This is a genomic window from Actinoplanes octamycinicus, from assembly GCF_014205225.1.
GTDB lineage: Bacteria > Actinomycetota > Actinomycetes > Mycobacteriales > Micromonosporaceae > Actinoplanes > Actinoplanes octamycinicus.
This window is the reverse complement of sequence record NZ_JACHNB010000001.1, coordinates 5,907,800-5,922,786: the sequence shown is the minus strand read 5'-3', so window position 1 is coordinate 5,922,786 and position 14,987 is coordinate 5,907,800. Positions and strand designations below refer to the sequence as shown.

At 71.4% G+C, this 14,987-nt stretch carries 13 protein-coding genes; 4 read left to right on the top strand and 9 right to left on the bottom strand.

Going from position 1 to position 14,987, the window contains the following annotated elements; genetic code table 11:
• Positions 1 to 161 precede the first annotated feature (161 nt).
• Positions 162 to 2,306 carry an MMPL family transporter gene (locus tag BJY16_RS26000; RefSeq protein WP_185042184.1) on the top strand — a complete coding sequence of 715 codons (2,145 nt, stop codon included), beginning with the start codon at positions 162 to 164 and terminating at the stop codon, positions 2,304 to 2,306.
• A gap of 57 nt (positions 2,307 to 2,363) precedes the next feature.
• Here the strand turns inward: BJY16_RS26000 and BJY16_RS25995 are convergent, their stop codons facing one another.
• The 4 genes from BJY16_RS25995 to BJY16_RS25980 form a co-directional block, all read right to left on the bottom strand.
• Positions 2,364 to 3,023 (bottom strand): MSMEG_1061 family FMN-dependent PPOX-type flavoprotein, encoded by a 660-nt coding sequence (locus tag BJY16_RS25995; protein ID WP_185042183.1) that lies wholly within the window; start codon positions 3,021 to 3,023, stop codon positions 2,364 to 2,366.
• A 182-nt stretch (positions 3,024 to 3,205) separates the two neighbouring features.
• Entirely contained in the window at positions 3,206 to 4,126 is a 921-nt protein-coding gene (locus tag BJY16_RS25990) for a hypothetical protein (protein WP_185042182.1), read from the bottom strand.
• Positions 4,127 to 4,227: 101 nt separating this feature from the next.
• A complete protein-coding gene (locus BJY16_RS25985) occupies positions 4,228 to 4,620 on the bottom strand; it encodes a hypothetical protein (protein WP_311775333.1) in 393 nt (130 codons plus the stop codon).
• A 110-nt stretch (positions 4,621 to 4,730) separates the two neighbouring features.
• A complete protein-coding gene (locus BJY16_RS25980; protein ID WP_185042181.1) occupies positions 4,731 to 5,309 on the bottom strand; it encodes a dihydrofolate reductase family protein in 579 nt (192 codons plus the stop codon).
• A gap of 302 nt (positions 5,310 to 5,611) precedes the next feature.
• Between BJY16_RS25980 and BJY16_RS25975 the strand changes: the two genes are divergently transcribed.
• Entirely contained in the window at positions 5,612 to 6,079 is a 468-nt protein-coding gene (locus tag BJY16_RS25975) for a hypothetical protein (protein ID WP_185042180.1), read from the top strand.
• On the opposite strand, the gene BJY16_RS25970 is transcribed toward BJY16_RS25975, so the two are convergent.
• Genes BJY16_RS25970 through BJY16_RS25955 form a run of 4 tightly spaced genes read right to left on the bottom strand, consistent with a single transcriptional unit; the run spans position 6,069 to position 12,004 of the window.
• Positions 6,069 to 7,217, bottom strand: a complete 1,149-nt coding sequence (locus tag BJY16_RS25970) for a zinc-binding dehydrogenase (RefSeq protein WP_185042179.1) — start codon at positions 7,215 to 7,217, stop codon at positions 6,069 to 6,071. The two genes, BJY16_RS25975 and BJY16_RS25970, sit on opposite strands and share 11 nt — an antisense overlap.
• Positions 7,214 to 8,680 (bottom strand): flavin-containing monooxygenase, encoded by a 1,467-nt coding sequence (locus BJY16_RS25965; RefSeq protein ID WP_185042178.1) that lies wholly within the window; start codon positions 8,678 to 8,680, stop codon positions 7,214 to 7,216. The genes BJY16_RS25970 and BJY16_RS25965 overlap by 4 nt, the downstream gene beginning before the upstream one ends.
• A 58-nt stretch (positions 8,681 to 8,738) precedes the next feature.
• A complete protein-coding gene (locus BJY16_RS25960) occupies positions 8,739 to 10,694 on the bottom strand; it encodes a hybrid sensor histidine kinase/response regulator (protein ID WP_239177060.1) in 1,956 nt (651 codons plus the stop codon).
• Complete coding sequence (locus BJY16_RS25955) at positions 10,691 to 12,004, bottom strand: hypothetical protein (RefSeq protein WP_185042177.1); 1,314 nt, start codon at positions 12,002 to 12,004, stop codon at positions 10,691 to 10,693. Before BJY16_RS25955 ends, BJY16_RS25960 begins: the two co-directional genes overlap by 4 nt.
• A 214-nt stretch (positions 12,005 to 12,218) precedes the next feature.
• Between BJY16_RS25955 and BJY16_RS25950 the strand changes: the two genes are divergently transcribed.
• Positions 12,219 to 12,884, top strand: coding sequence for an esterase/lipase family protein (locus tag BJY16_RS25950; RefSeq protein WP_185042176.1), 666 nt, complete (start codon positions 12,219 to 12,221; stop codon positions 12,882 to 12,884).
• Here BJY16_RS25950 and BJY16_RS25945 read toward each other — a convergent pair.
• The gene (locus BJY16_RS25945; RefSeq protein ID WP_203758937.1) at positions 12,881 to 13,324 is read right to left on the bottom strand and encodes a hypothetical protein; all 444 of its coding nucleotides are present in this window, start codon (positions 13,322 to 13,324) and stop codon (positions 12,881 to 12,883) included. The genes BJY16_RS25950 and BJY16_RS25945 overlap by 4 nt on opposite strands.
• Positions 13,325 to 14,017: 693 nt before the next feature.
• Between BJY16_RS25945 and BJY16_RS25940 the strand changes: the two genes are divergently transcribed.
• Positions 14,018 to 14,956 carry an SDR family NAD(P)-dependent oxidoreductase gene (locus BJY16_RS25940; RefSeq protein ID WP_185042174.1) on the top strand — a complete coding sequence of 313 codons (939 nt, stop codon included), beginning with the start codon at positions 14,018 to 14,020 and terminating at the stop codon, positions 14,954 to 14,956.
• The last annotated feature ends 31 nt before the right edge of the window (positions 14,957 to 14,987 follow it).

Sequence of the window (14,987 nt, the reverse complement as noted above, 5' to 3'; positions counted from 1 at the left end):
GACCGCACCGCTCCTGACTCCCGAAGCGAACCCGGGACTCCGCGCGGTCCGCTCTCGGACAGAGGCATCGGCAATAACGGATGGATCGCGTTGGCTTGGTGTGCTGCCATGACAACTTGCGGATACCTCTGGTCGATACGACTGTTCAACCGGGAGTCGTGATGTTCGATAGATGGGGACGGTTCGTCGTACGCCGGGCGTGGTGGGTGATCGGGGGCTGGCTGGTCGGCGCCTTCCTGATCATCGGGCTGCTGCCCAGCCTCTCCGAGATCACCAGCGGGGACCAGGGCAGCTTCCTGCCGGACAGCTACGAGTCGGTGCAGGCCATCGAGCTGGCCACCAAGGCGTTCCCGGAGCAGGCCACGTCCACCGCGGTCGTGGTGGTGAAACGCACCGACGGCGGCGAGCTGACCGCCGCCGACCAGCAGAAGACCCAGGCGCTGGCCACCGCGATCGGCGACGCGCACATCGCCGGGGTCGGGCAGCCGCTGACCGGCCCGCAGGCGGTCGCGCCGAACAAGACGGTCCAGCTGATCTCGATCCCGGTCACCGCGGCGGCGACCGACGCCGAGGGCCAGCTGAACGCGGTGAAACAGACCCGTGACGTGATCAAGACGCAGCTGGCCGGGACCGCGCTGAGCGCCGGGGTGGCCGGGCAGGTGGCCCAGATCGTCGACAACAACGACACGTTCACCACGGCGTTCACCGTGGTCGGGACGGCGACGTTCGTACTGATCATTGTCTTGATCTTGATCATTTTCCGGAGCCCGATCGCGGCGCTGCTGCCGATCGTGGTGATCAGCGTGGTCATGCAGGTCTCGTCGAACTTGATCGCGGCGGCCGGCGAGCTGTTCGACTTCAACGTCGACCAGAGCCTGCAGACCCTGCTGCTGATCGTGCTCTACGGCATCGGCACCGACTACCTGCTCTTCCTGCTGTTCCGCTACCGCGAGCAGCTGCGGGCCGGCGCCGACAAGAAGACCGCGATGGTGCACGCCGTCGCCCGGGTCGGCGAGGTGATCACCTCGGCGGCGGCCGCGGTGATCGTGGCGTTCCTGGTGCTGCTGCTGGCCAGCTTCGGCGGGTTCGGGTCGCTCGGCCCGGCCCTGGCGATCGCTGTCTTCGTCATGCTGGTCACCGGGCTCACCCTGATCCCGGCCCTGGTCAGCCTGATCGGGCCGGCCACCTTCTGGCCGTCGAAGGCGTGGAAGCGGGAGCCGAAAGGCACCCGGTTCGCCCGGATCGGCGCGGCGGTCGGCCGCCGTCCGGCGGTGGCCGCGGCCGCGTCCGGCCTGGTGCTGGTCGCGCTGGCCAGCGGGGTGCTGCTGTTCAAGGCGGACTACGACTTCGCGGCCGGGTTCCCGAGCACCACCGAGTCCGCGAAGGCGGCCGCCGACCTGGAGCGCGGCTTCCCGCAGGGCGCGCTGGACCCGACCGAGGCCTACCTGACCACCACCGGCGGCGGCAAGCTGACCGACGCGCAGCTCGCCGAGTTCGGCGCGGCGGCCGCCAAGGTGGACGGGGTCGGCGCGGTCCAGCCGCCGGTGAAGAACGCCGACGGGACGGTCGCCCGGTTCGGTCTGCTGCTCACCGTGAACCCGGCGTCCAACGAGGCGATCACGCTGGTCCACGACCACCTGCGCGACGACCTGCACGGCATCGCGCCGCCCGGCACCAAGGTGCTGGTCGGCGGCACCACCGCGCTGTTCGCCGACATCAACTCGGCGAACAACCGGGACCTGTCGGTGATCCTGCCGGTCGCGGCGCTGCTCATCGCGATCATCCTGGGCCTGCTGCTGCGCAGCGTGGTCGCGCCGGTCTACCTGGTCCTCGCGGTGCTGCTGAACTTCGCCGCGACCCTGGGCGCCGCGGTCTACCTGTTCCAGGGCGTCGCCGACCGGCCCGGGGTGACCTTCCAGCTGCCGATCGTGCTCTACCTGTTCGTGCTGGCGATCGGCACCGACTACAACATCCTGATGATCGCCCGGCTGCGCGAGGAGGCCCGGGCCGGCAACGAGCCGCGCGACGCCGCCGCCCTGGCGATCCAGCACGGCGGCCCGTCGGTCGCCGCGGCCGGGGTGATCCTGGCCGGCACGTTCGCGGTGCTGGCCCTGGCCCCGGTGTCGTTCCTGCAGCAGATCGGCTTCTCGGTGGCGACCGGCATCCTGCTGGCCGCGTTCGTGATGTCGATGTTCCTGGTCCCGTCGCTGACCGCGCTGATCGGGCACGCCGCCTGGTGGCCGGGCCACGGTGACGTGGACCGCCGCCCGGCCGAGACCGAGACGCAGGCCCCGGTCGCCGGTTGACTCACGGTCCGTGCCGGGTTGCGGTCCGCCGCTTCCCGGTACGGCCGCAGCCGCCCGTCACTCGTACCGGTACTTCAACGCGTCCGCCTCGTTCTGCTCGATCTCGGCGATGGTCAGGCCCGGCATCCGTAGCTGGGCCTGGGTCACCTCGGCCGAGGTCGGCTGGGCGTCGGCCGGCAGCCACCGCTCCGGTTTCCAGGTCCCGCTGCGCAGGAACGCCTTGGGGCAGTGCGGGTAGACCTGCTCGATCCCGACCACCAGCGCGCTCGCCGGCGGCTTGCCCACCGCGGTCAGCCGGGACAGCAGCTCCGGGCTTGTGGAGACGCAGGCCCGCCCGTTCACCCGCAGCGTCGTGCTGCGCCCCGGGATGACGAACAGCAGCCCGGCCCGGCCGGTGGCCACCACGTTCTGCAGGGTGTCCAGACGCTTGTTGCCGGTCGCGTCCGGGATCGCCACCGTCCGCGAGTCCAGCACGCTGACGAAACCGGCCGGGCCGCCGCGCGGCGACACGTCGAAGTTGCCCTCGGCGTCGGCGCTGGCCACCAGAACCAGCGAGGCGCAGGCGATCAACCGGCGGGTCGGCACGGTGAGCTCGGACATCTGCTTGCGCACGGCAGCCTCGTTGGGCAGCTCATAGACCCGGCGCAGCGCCTCGTGGTCGGGCACGGCGTCGCGGCGCAGCGAGTCGAAGGCACTGGTCACCAGGTCCGATTCCATCCACCGACCTTAATCGGTGCGGCCGAGCATGCGTACCGCGGCGTCCCGGGTCGCCGCCGTGGAGCAGCTCCGCGTACGCCGGGCCGCGCTCCCGCAGCACCTCGGCGGCGAACCCGCGGCCGCCGTCGGGCGGCAGCTCCCGCCGCACCATCGCGGCGATCCGCTCCCGCAGCGCCGGCAGGTCAGTCATCGTCGGCTCCGACGAGGACCCAGCTGATGCCCTGCTCCGGGTCCTCCATGGCGATCTGCATCGAGTACAGGGTGTAGCGGGCCGGTGCCCAGGCCACGCAGCGCAGCCGCCCGACGAACGCGTCCACCTCGGGGTCGCCGGCCATCGCGCGCAGGGCCTCCCACAGACGGCTGCGGCCCAGCGCCCGGCCGGTCGCGCGGCCGTAGGCGACGTCGCCGGAGGCCAGGCTCACCAGATACTTGTAGGCGTCGGTGAACCGGACCTGCGCCGCCTCGACCCCGGGCACCGTCGCCGCGGCCGCCGCCCAGGCGCTGCCACGGAACGCCGCCGCCCGCGCGGCCCGCCGGTCGGCGCCGGGCGGGACGGCCGCCAGCCGGTCCAGCACCGCGACCGCCGGGTGCGCGATCGGCTCGGCCGGTGTGTCCGAGGGGATCGTCGGGTCGCTCAGCGGTCCGGGGAAGTACCACAGGAGGCCGCTGGAGCTGGTGGACCGGCCGCATTCGGGAATGTCCCACTCGGGGTCCCAGCGGGCGGCCTCCCAGGCGGCGAGCCGCAGCGGGACTGCGGACCGGACGTCGTCGGCGTCGCGCAGGTCCTCGCCGTGCAGCACCCGGGTCTGGGCGACCAGGTCCCGCACCCGGCGCTGGGTGAGGTGGGGCGCCAGCTCACGCCACGGCCGGTGCTGCGCGACCACCTGCCACAGCGGACCCAGGAACCCGTAGTCGTCGTCCGGGAACAGCTGCGCGGCCGCCACGGCGAGTGACGCGGGCGCCTCCAGCGCGACCACGTGGGCCACCTCGCGCCGCTCGTCGACCGGCACGCCCGGGTCGGCGGCGAGGCTCAGCAGGTCGTCCCAGCGGCCCGCGTCGGCCAGCAGGGCCAGGTTCCGATAGGTGATCGCCGGTGTACCCACGGCCGACAGGCTATGCGAGCGGCAGCTCACTCCGCTGTCCGGCCTGTCCCGTCCCTCCGGCCTGACGGGATCGGGCCGCCGCCCGGTCATCCCGCCGAGCTTCACCCCCGGTCGGCGACGATCGCGGCCGCCTCCCGGACCGCCCGCTCATACTGCCCGCGCTCGAACACGAACGGCCCGAAGTCCCAGTAGTCCCGCTTGGGCCGGTGCGGCTGCACGAACCCGCGCCAGGTGACCCGGTTCTCGTCCGCGACCACCTGCGCATGCAGCGGCCAGCAGCCCACCTCACCGCAGTCGCAGCCGAGCAGCGCGATCGCCCCCAGGTCACCCCAGTAGCCGCCCTCCGGCCGCCCGAGCAGGTAGTCGTTCAGGTCACCGAAGCGAAAGAAGTCGACCACCAGCCCGGCATACTGCCCCGGCACATCGAACCCAGCCGCCTTCTCGTAACCGGAGACGAGGTCCACGAAGCTGACGTCATCGACAAACGCCAGCACCTCCCGAGGCGGATCGAGGGACCCGTCCCACGGGCGTACCTCAAATCGAACTTCTCGCATCGGCGGCAGCGCTGTCACGGCGCCATTGTGCCCGGTCCGCGCGCACGGCCTCACCGCGCCGCGTGAGGCGGGGCCACCTCGTAGCTGGTGACCACGACCCGGTCGTCGACCAGCTCGCAGTGGGTGGTGCGCAGGGTGAGGCGCTGTTTCGGGTCGGTGAAGAGTTTGCGGCCGCCGCCCAGGACGACCGGGTGGACGGCGATGTGGTACTCGTCGATGAGGCCGTGCTCGGTCAGCGCGGCGGCCAGGCCGGCGCCGCCGGTGAGCAGGAGATCCTTGCCCGGCTGGACCTTCAGCTCGGTGACCGCGCCGGGCAGGTCGTCGCTGATCACCCGGTCGGTCCAGTCGTCGCCCGGGAAGGTGCGGGAGAAGACGACCTTCGGCGTGGCTCGCCAGAAAGGGGCGAAGGCGAGCGTGTGCGGACTCCGCGACCGCGCGTCGGCGGTCGGCCAGAAACCGACCATCATCTCCCACACCGGCCGGCCGTAGAGCAGCGTGTCGACCCGCTGGTCGAGCCCCTCCGAGTAGGCCGAGAGGCCGGGCCCCATGACCGGCCAGTCGAACTCCCCGCCCGGCCCGTCGATGAACCCGTCGACCGACGTGTGCACCCAGTAAATGATCTTGCGCATCGTTCTGCTCCCTCACCCGGACCGTGCCTGTCGTCAGGTGGTCGGAGCCGGCCCACCCACCTTGACATCCCGCACCGGCGTTTTTCTCCGACCTCGACCGGCCGGGACCACCAGAGCCACCGGGCCGGGCGGCAAGCGGCCGATGGGCCGACCCGGAAAGCCGTCCGGTCAGATGATTCGACCGCCTTTATGAACCCGTCCGAGGCAATGGCATCGATGCCCCCGGAGAGGGATTGTCCGGAATCATTTCCGAATGTTTGCTGATGCGCAGAACGTTTCGGCACTCATGAGGAGACACACCAATGATCACCATGCGCCGCCTCGCCCTGGGCGCGGTCACCGCCATGCTCGCCGTCCCCGCCGTCTCGGTACTGGGCGCCTCCCCGGCAGCCGCTGCTACCTGCAACTTCATCTCGGATCCGATCCAGCGCAGCTCGGTCAGCGACGTCTCCCGCAACGGCGGCACGCTGTCCGGCACCGGCACGATCCGCGTCTGGGCCCGGATGAACTGCGGCGCCACCGTGCAGTTCAAGCTGCAGCGGAAAGTGTGCGGTTTCTGGGGCTGCAATTGGCGCGATGTCCGCACCACCGGGGCGAAGGCCATTCCCAGCACGAGCGGCAATCACACCTATTCGCTGAGCGGCGGCTGCACCTCCGGCACCCATTCCTACCGGATGAACTACCGGGTCGTGTGGGCCAAGTTCGTCGGTGACGCCATCGAGTCCTCGGTCGACGAGGGCAGCAGCAGGACCGTCAAGTTCAGCTGCTGACCTCCCGGAACGGGTCGACCAGGATCTTGGCGTGCTGGTCGGCCTCGGCCAACTGGTCGAACGCGCCGGCCACGCCGTCCAGGCCGACCACGCCGGTCAGCAGCGGGCGCGGGTCGATCCGGCGTCTCGCGATCAGCTGGAGGGTGTCGTGGAACTCGGCCGGGTCGTAGCAGAACGAGAACCGCAGGTCGATCTCCTTGTTGCTGGCCATCGTGGGGCGGAACGTGTCCGGCTGCATGCAGACGCCGACCACCACGACCCGGGAACGGAACGGGGCGTGCGTGACGATGTCCTCGATCACGCCGGGCAGGCCGACGCACTCGAAGACCACCGCGCCGCGCGGGCCGGCCCCGAGCCGCCGGGCCGCGCTCACCACGGTCCACCAGGGCAGGCCGCGGACCTTGCGCAGGGCGTGCAGGGCGGTCAGGCCGGTGCCGAAGAGTTCCGGCGCCGAGGTGACCAGCCCGAGATCGGCCCACGGCGACTGGACGGCCGGGTCGACCACGACGTCCGCGCCGCACGCCCGGGCCAGCTCGCGGCGGCGCTCGGTGAAGTCACTGGCGACCACCTCGCGTACCCCCAGTGCTTTGAGCATCAGGATCACCGCGAGCCCGATCGGTCCGCACCCGATGACCACCGCGGTGTCGCCTCGAGCGACCTCGCCGCGGCGGACCGCGTGGTGGGCGACGGCCAGCGGCTCGGTGAGCGCGGCCAGGTCGGGGTCGACGCCGGCCGGGACCGGCATGGTGAGATCCTCGGCGACCAGGACGTATTCGGCGTAGGCGCCGGGCGCCTTGGCCGACAGCCCGGTCATGTGGATCTCGTCGCCGTGCCGGATCAGCGGCAGCGACACCACCGGCTGGCCGGGCCGCCACCGGCGCAGGCAGCCGGGGCCGTAGGCGTCGACGGTCCCGGTGAACTCGTGACCCATCACCACGCGGTGCTCGCGCCGCATGAAGTCGGGATAGCCGACCTCGGCCGCGACGTCGGCGCTGGCGTCGGCGGCGTGCCGGACGTGCAGGTCGGAGCCGCAGATCCCGGCCCGGGTGACCCGCAGCCGCAGCTGTCCGGGCCCGGGCTCGGGCAGCGGCACCTCGGTGACTTCCAGTTTCCCGTCGTGGACGGTCACCGCCCTCACGCGTCCGCCTCCGCCCGGACCCGGCTCCACCGCAGGCCCTCGTCGAGACCGGCCCGGTTGGTGGCCCAGCCGTCCCGCATCACGTTCTGCCGGAACGCCCACGGGTAGCGGCGCCCGGCGCGCGGCATGATCGCCGCGGCCCGGGCCAGGTAGCCGGAGGGCATGTCCATGAACGGGCCGGTCGGGCCGAGGTCCGGTGGGACGTCCGGGACCACCGCGTCGGCGCCGGTGTCGAGCAGTTTGCGCAGCAGGCGGGCCACGAACCGGGCGGTCACGTCGGCCCGGACGGTCCACGACAGGTTGATGTAGCCGACGCAGAAGGCGAAGTTCGGCAGGCCGCTGAGCAGCACCCCGTGGTAGGTGCAGGATTTCGCCAGGTCGACCGGCTCGCCGTCGACGCTGACCCGGACCCCGCCGAGCAGCCGGATCCGCAGGCCGGTCGCGGTCACCACCAGGTCGGCGTCGAGGACCCGGCCGCTGGTCAGCCGGATCCCCTCGGGCACGAACCGGTCGACGTGCCCGGTGACCACCGACGCGTCGCCGGCCCGGATCGCCCAGAAGAGGTCGCCGTCCGGGGCGACGCAGAGCCGCTGCTCCCACGGGTTGTAGGGCGGCCGGAAGTGCTCGTCGACCAGCGCCGCGTCGCCGACCTGGGCAACCGCGCCGTTGCGCAGCAGCGCCCGCATCCGGTCCGGGAAGCGCCGGCAGGCCTGTACGAGCGCCCACTGCAGGGTGGTGTTCTTGGCCCGGGTGATCCGATGGACGGTCCGCAGCGGCAGGAACCGGCGCAGCTGATGGGCGATCACGTCGTCCCGGGGCTGGGCCAGCACGTAGCTCGGGGTGCGCTGCAGCATGGTCACGTGCGCGGCGTCACCGGCCATGGCCGGCACCACGGTCACCGCCGTCGCGCCGGAGCCGATCACCACCACCCGCTTGCCGGTGTAGTCGAGATCCGCGGGCCAGAACTGCGGGTGCGCGATCGTCCCGGCGAAGTCCTCGGTGCCGGCGAAGCCCGGATCGTGCGGGTTCTCGTAGTCGTAGTAGCCGGCGCACGACACCACGAACCGGGCGATGTAGACGACGTCCTGGTCGCCCCGCCGCGCGCGGGCCGTCCACCGGGCGTCCCGACCCGACCAGTCAACTTCCAGGACCCTCGTTCGGTACGCGATGAGCCGGTCGACGCCGGTCTCCCGAGCGGTGTCCTCGAGGTATGCCAGCAGCTCATCGCCGTCGACGATGGACCGCTCGCCGCGCCACGGGCGGAACGGGAACGCGAGGGTGTAGATGTCCGAGTCTGATCGGACGCCCGGGTAGCGGAACAGGTCCCAGGTGCCGCCGAGCCGGTCCCGCGCCTCGACGATCGCGATGCTCAGCTCCGGGCAGCGTTCCCGGACCCGGTAGGCGACGTCGATCCCGGAGATCCCGGCGCCGATGATGAGCACGTCCACCCGCGTCTCGGTCATCGCCGCATGATGCGCCCCCGGGCGTACCGAAAACCAGATCTGTTGGGAAAATGACCCGTCAGACGCGCTCGCTGACCACCCGGTGCACCTCGTTGATCAGCGTCTGCGCCTCGAACGGCTTGCGGATCAGCGGCGCGTCGGCGGGCATCTCCTGGCCGCCGGGCGCCGGGCCGCTGGTGTATCCGGACATGAACAGCACCGGCAGGTCGGGGCGGTCGCGGCGCAGCTCCGCGGCGAGCTGGGTGCCCGACATGCCGGGCATGATCACGTCGGTGAGCAGCACGTCGAAGGCGAGCCCGTCGTCGCGGCACATGCGCAGCGCCTCGGCCGGGTGGGGCGCCGCGAACACCCGGTAGCCGGCCTTGCGCAGCAGCCGGCAGACGATGTCGCGGACCTGCTCCTCGTCCTCGACCACCAGGATCCGGCGGCCGTCCCCGGCGAACGCGGCGGCGGTCGGCGCGGCCGGGCTGACCCCGGGCGCGCCCTCCGCCCCGGCCGGCAGCCGGACTCGCAGCGTGGTGCCCCGGCCCGGCTCGGACTCCAGGCTGATCGTGCCGCCGGCGTCGGTGACCACGCCGTACGAGGTGGCCAGCCCCAGCCCGGTGCCGCTGCCCCGGCCCTTGGTGGTGAAGAACGGCTCGAACGCGCGGGCCAGCACGTCCGGGGTCATCCCGCAGCCGGTGTCGGTCACCGCCAGGCAGACCTGGTCGTCGCCGCCACCGCCGTGTTCCAGGCCGGTACTGATCGTCAACCGGCCGCCCGAGGGCATCGCGGCCCGGGCGTTCAGCACGGCGTTCATCACCACCTGCTCCAGCTTGCTGCGGTCCATGATGATCGGCGGCAGGCCGGGGGTGAGCGCCGTGCCGAGCTCGATGTCCTCGCCCAGGGTCCGGGTCAGCAGCCGCGTCATGTCCGAGGCGACCGCGTTCAGGTCGAGCAGTTCGGCCTGCGACGGCTCGGAGCGGCTGAACAGCAACAGCTGGCGGGTGAGCGCGGCGCCGCGGGCCGCGGCCTGCTTGATCCCGGTCGCGTCCGGCCGGCTCGGATGGTCGTCGCCCAGCTCGTCGACCAGCATGTCGGCGTACCCGGAGATGACCGCGAGGATGTTGTTGAAGTCGTGGGCGATGCCGCCGGCCAGCTGGCCGAGCGAGTCGAGCCGTTCCGACTGGCGCAGCTGGTGCTCCAGCTCGGCGCGTTCCCGCTCGGCGGCCATCCGCTCGGTGACGTCGCGCAGGATCCCCTCGACGGCGACCGGCTCGCCGTCGTCGCCGAGGACCGCGCCGGACCGCTGCTCGATCCAGACCACCGTGTCGTCGCGGCGCCGCAGCCGGAAGGTGATCGTCCCGGCCCGGGGCGCCCGCCAGGACTGCTCGAAGACGGTGCGGTCCTCCGGCTCGATCCGGGTCATGATCAGATCGGGGTCGGCGTAGAAGTCCTCGGCCGGGAAACCGGTGATCGACTCGACGGCCCGGCTCAGGTACTCCATCGCCGGGTCCGGGTCCAGCCGGTAGCGGAAGATGATGTCCTGGGCGTGCTCGGCGAGCAGCCGGAACCGTTCCTCGCTGTCGCGCAGGGCGGCCTCGGCGCGGCTGCGCTCGGTGATGTCGGTGGAGATGCCGGCCACCGCGTACGCCGTACCGTCCGCGTCGATCAGCGGGAACTTGACGGTCAGGTAGTTGCGCACCCCGTCGTCGCCGGGCGCGACCTCCTCCATCTGCACCGGGACGCCGCCGGCGAGGGCCTGCAGGTCGTTCTCCCGGAACGCGTCGGCCACGTCGGCCGGGAACAGGTCGTGGTCGGTGAGCCCGACGATGTCCTCCCGGCGCAGCCCGAACAGCCGCTCGTACTCCCGGTTGACCAGCAGGTACCGCCCGTCGGCGTCGCGCATGTAGATGACCGCGGAGGTGTAGTCGATCAGCGCCATCAGCTGGTCGCGGCCGAGTTCGGGCATCGGGTGGCGCGCGGCGCCGGATTTCGTCTTCACCCCGCCCGCGGCTCCGTCCGTTGCGCTCATCCGGTCAGTTCCAGCACCACCGGCGCGGTCGCTCCCCGTGCGGAACGTACCCCTTCGGTCCCGGGCAGCGCCGGGTTTTCGCCGATCAGCACCGAGCGCAGCGGGGCGAGCGCGTGGTTCTGCCGGGCCCGGGTGATCCGCTCCAGGAAGCTCTCGGTCATCCCGGTGGTGCCGGCCCGGTTCGACACCAGATGCTGGTCGCCGATCCCCTCGGCGTCACGCTGCCGCTGCGGCTTGAACAGGAACTTCTTGCTCAGCATGAGGTGCGCCCCGGACACCCGGGCGTGCATGGCGAGCAGCCGGTACCAGTCGACCAGCGCCGGGTGGTGGGCGACCAGCCGGCGCAGGTCGCCGTCGTCGGACAGGCGCAGCGCGGACTCGTCCAGCCCGATCTCGGCGAGCAGCCGCTGCGGCAGGGTGGGCGCGGTGATCAGATCGTCGATCTCGGTCCGTTCCCGCTCCAGCAGTGCCGGGAAGAGTCGCCGGGCCTGCTGGTCGTAGTCCGGCTCGGCGATGCCGAGCAGGAAGTCGCGCTTCAGCGCCTCCGGGTCCAGGGCCCCGCTGGGCGGGATGTCACCCGGCACCCAGTGCGCGGCGAACTGCCGGAACACGTCCATGAACATCTCGGCGTCCATGGTCTGCTCGGCCGGCAGCGAGCCGAACTCGATGAACAGCTTGCGCATCGCGCCGAGCAGAAGCGTGGCCTCGCGGACCCGGTGCCGGGCGCTCTCCCCGATCAGGTCGGCGTGCTCGCGGGTCAGCGGCTCGAGGAAGCAGTTGACCGCCAGCTCGATCGCCTCACCCTGCTTGACCAGCAGGAAGAAGCGCTCCTCCCCCGGCGTGCCGGTGTAGCTGCGGATCCGGCCGTCGTCGAAGACGCCGGGCAGCTCGGCCACCACCTCGTCGTGCAGCCGCACCTGGATGGTGCCGACGTTCCAGCGCACCAGCGAGGCGTAGCTGTCCCGCTCGTAGTGGCCGGTCCCGGTGTGCGCGGCCAGCGTCGCGAAGTAGGTCCGGAACGGGATCCGGTCGTCGACGGTCAGCGGGTCGAACGCGCGCTCCGGGTGCTCGGTGCCGCCGGCGGTGTGCTCCTGGTAGTGCCGGGCCACCGAGGCGCCGACGAAGCCGAGGTGCACCACCAGCTGCTGCGCCTGCGCCGGGGTCAGCTGGGTGACCTCCGGCAGGTGGTCGAGCACGTGCTCGTGTAGTTCGGTGACCAACAGCTCGGGTGGCGCGTGATCTTGCAGGATCGCCTGGTTGAGCCGGGGGAGTTCGTGCAGTACCCAGTATCCGACCTGTTCCGGAACCATCCGGACCATCACCTCCGCGGACGTCTCATCCGTTCCCATCGGCTCGGTACCGGAAAGATTGCGAAAAAACCGGCCCGCCGGAGTCGCACCTTCCGTGTGATCGGCGGTTCGGCCGGTTACCTCGCGGCGGGTTCGAAAGCCGGTGATTTCGCCGATGTGCGGCCGAAGTCTTTGCACTGAAGATGCAGAAACCCCGAACTCCCCTGGAGGTTTCATGCGTCGTCTCGTCGTCCTGATCACCGCGCTGCTGGCCGCGCTCGCGCTCAGCCCGGCCCCGCCGGCCGCCGCCGCGCCCAGCACCCCGGTGATCTTCGTGCACGGCTACACCGGCAGCGCCTCGAACTGGACCACCGCGATGTCGGTGTTCCGCGCCGGCGGCTATGCCAGCAGCCAGCTCTTCGCGTACGAGTACAACTCGTACGGCAACAACATCACCAACGCGCGAGGGTTGGCCACCTACGTCGAGCAGGTGCGGGCGCGGACCGGCGCCGCCCAGGTCGACATCGTCAACCACTCGATGGGCGGCCTGGTCAGCCTCTGGTACCTCAAGCAGCTCGGCGGCGCGTCCTCCGTGCGGCACCTGGCCTCGATCGCCGGCGCCAACCATGGCACCACGTACGCCGGCGCCTGCCTGGCCTACGTCACCTGCCAGCAGATGTATCCCGGCTCGTCATTCATCAGCACGCTCAGCGCGGGCGACGAGACGCCGGGCAGCACCCGTTACGGCACGTGGTACTCCCCGTGCGACGGGATCATCATCCCGTACACGAGCACGGTGCTCAGCGGCGCCACCAACAACTACGTGGCCTGCCAGACCCACCTCGGCTACCTCACCGACACGGTCACCCTGGCCCAGGTCCGCTCATTCCTCGCGAGTTAGACCAGCTTGCGGTACGGCCGCGCGCTCCTGCGGGGCGCGCGGCCGGCCCGCATGACGATGGCAGGCGCGGTCCCCGCGGGAAGCACGCGGACGGCCGGCCGGGGACGGCGGACGATCACCACCATGATCGCCGTGACAGCGGCCCACGCCGTGTCGAACGTGCTGGCGGATATGCAAGCCTGCACCGGGGAGCCGACCAGGACGAAGACGAGCAGGGCAACGATGCGGAACCCGACCGGCCCTCGCCGTTTGCCGTAGGTCCACAGCAGGTTGACCAACAGCGTCGCCACGACCGTATCGATGACGGACAGCACCATGGTGACCTGTATCGCTTCGAGCACCGTGAGACGCTCCGCGGCGAGATCCGTCGACCTGCCGGAATCCCGCACCGCGAGCGCCATGGCAACGATCAGGCCGGTCAGATGCAACACCGCGAACACGAGGGTCCAGGTCGTGGCCCATCGGACATATATCCGCTTGGGCCAGTCGACATGCTTCCTCGGATAGATCGCCTCTCCCACATCACCGCGAGGCCCTCCCCGATGCCGACCGGACGAGCCTGACGGCGCACGACCGCCACACCGTTCCTTGCGGCGGCCCGTAATATGCCGGCTCCGGCTGCCGCGTAGTGATCACAGCGGCGAGGGAGGCGCACAGCCACACGGCCGCCACCACCGGGGGTGAAGTGAACATCTGCAGGGGCAGCCACAATCCGACGAACATGAGCAGGCTGAGAGCCCGGAACCGGCGCCCGCTGCCGCTTCTGCCGAAAATCCACAGGCCGACTGCCGCTACAGCACCCTGAATCAAGTAGACGGTGAACACACTTCCGAGTTGATCCAGAACTTCGATGAGGTCCACCGCTCCGGGATGGGGATTCATCGCGGCAGCCAGGACTGCCAGACCCAGAGCCTGGGCCACCGCATGGACGAAGAACCGACCGAGGCACCATCGGCTGGCCAACGCCAGAGGCCACGCCGTCGAGCTCACTGACTCCCCCTTGCCTTTGAGCGGTCGCTCAAGACGGCAGGATACGAGGTTTTGAGCGACCGCTCAAGCGAGGGCGGGGCGCGATCGCCGGGACGCTCGTATCGCGCTGGGTTCGCGGGGGTGTCGGTGGGTACTGGGTCGCCGTGGGAGTCGTGGCGGTCACCGGGGCATCGAGTGGGGTGGGGCGGGCTTCGGCGCTCGCCTTCGCGCGGGACGGGGCGACGCTGGTGCTGGCGTCGCGGTCGGAGGGGGCGCTGCGGGACGTCGCGGCCGAGTGCCGGGCGCTCGGTGCCGTGGTCCGGGTGGTGGTCGCGGACGTGACCAAGGCGGAGTCGCTCAAGGCGGTGGTGGACGCGTTCGGGCGGGTGGACGTCTGGGTGCACACCGCGGCGGTGATGGCGTACGGGCGGTTCGAGGACGTGCCGGCCGAGGTGTTCGACCAGGTGATCACCACCGACCTGCTCGGCGCGGCGAACGTGGCCCGGGTCGCGCTGGCGTGTTTCCGGCGGCAGCGGAGCGGGACGCTGATCTTCGGCGGGTCGCTGCTCGGGACGGTCGTCACGCCGTACACCAGCTCCTATGTGACCAGCAAGTGGGGTCTGCGAGCGCTGGTGCGCGCGCTGCGGATCGAGACCCGGGACGCGCCCGGCATCCACATCTGCCTGGTGTCGCCGGGCTCGGTGGACACGCCGGTCTACCGCAACGCGGCGAACTTCGCCGGCCGGATCGGCCGGCCGCCACCGCCGATCGACACGCCGCAGAAGGTGGCCGCCGCGATCGTGCGGTGCGCTCACCGCCCGCGCGGCACCGTCAGCATCGGGCTCGCCAACCGGTTCATCCAGTTCGGTTTCGTGGCGACGCCGCCGCTCTACGACGTGCTGGTCGGCCCGCTGATGCGGATCGCCGGGCTGTCCCGGGAGCCGGTCGCGCCGCACGACGGCAACGTGTTCGGTCCCCTGCCACCGGAAGCGGAAGCGGTCAGCGGCGGCCGCAAGCGCTCCTGGACGCGCCCCGCCGGAGCCGCCGTCGCCGGCCTCGCCGTGGCCGGCGCACTGGCGGCCCGCCGCCGCCCGTCCCGATGAACCGGGACCGCCACCCGTCCCGATGAACCGG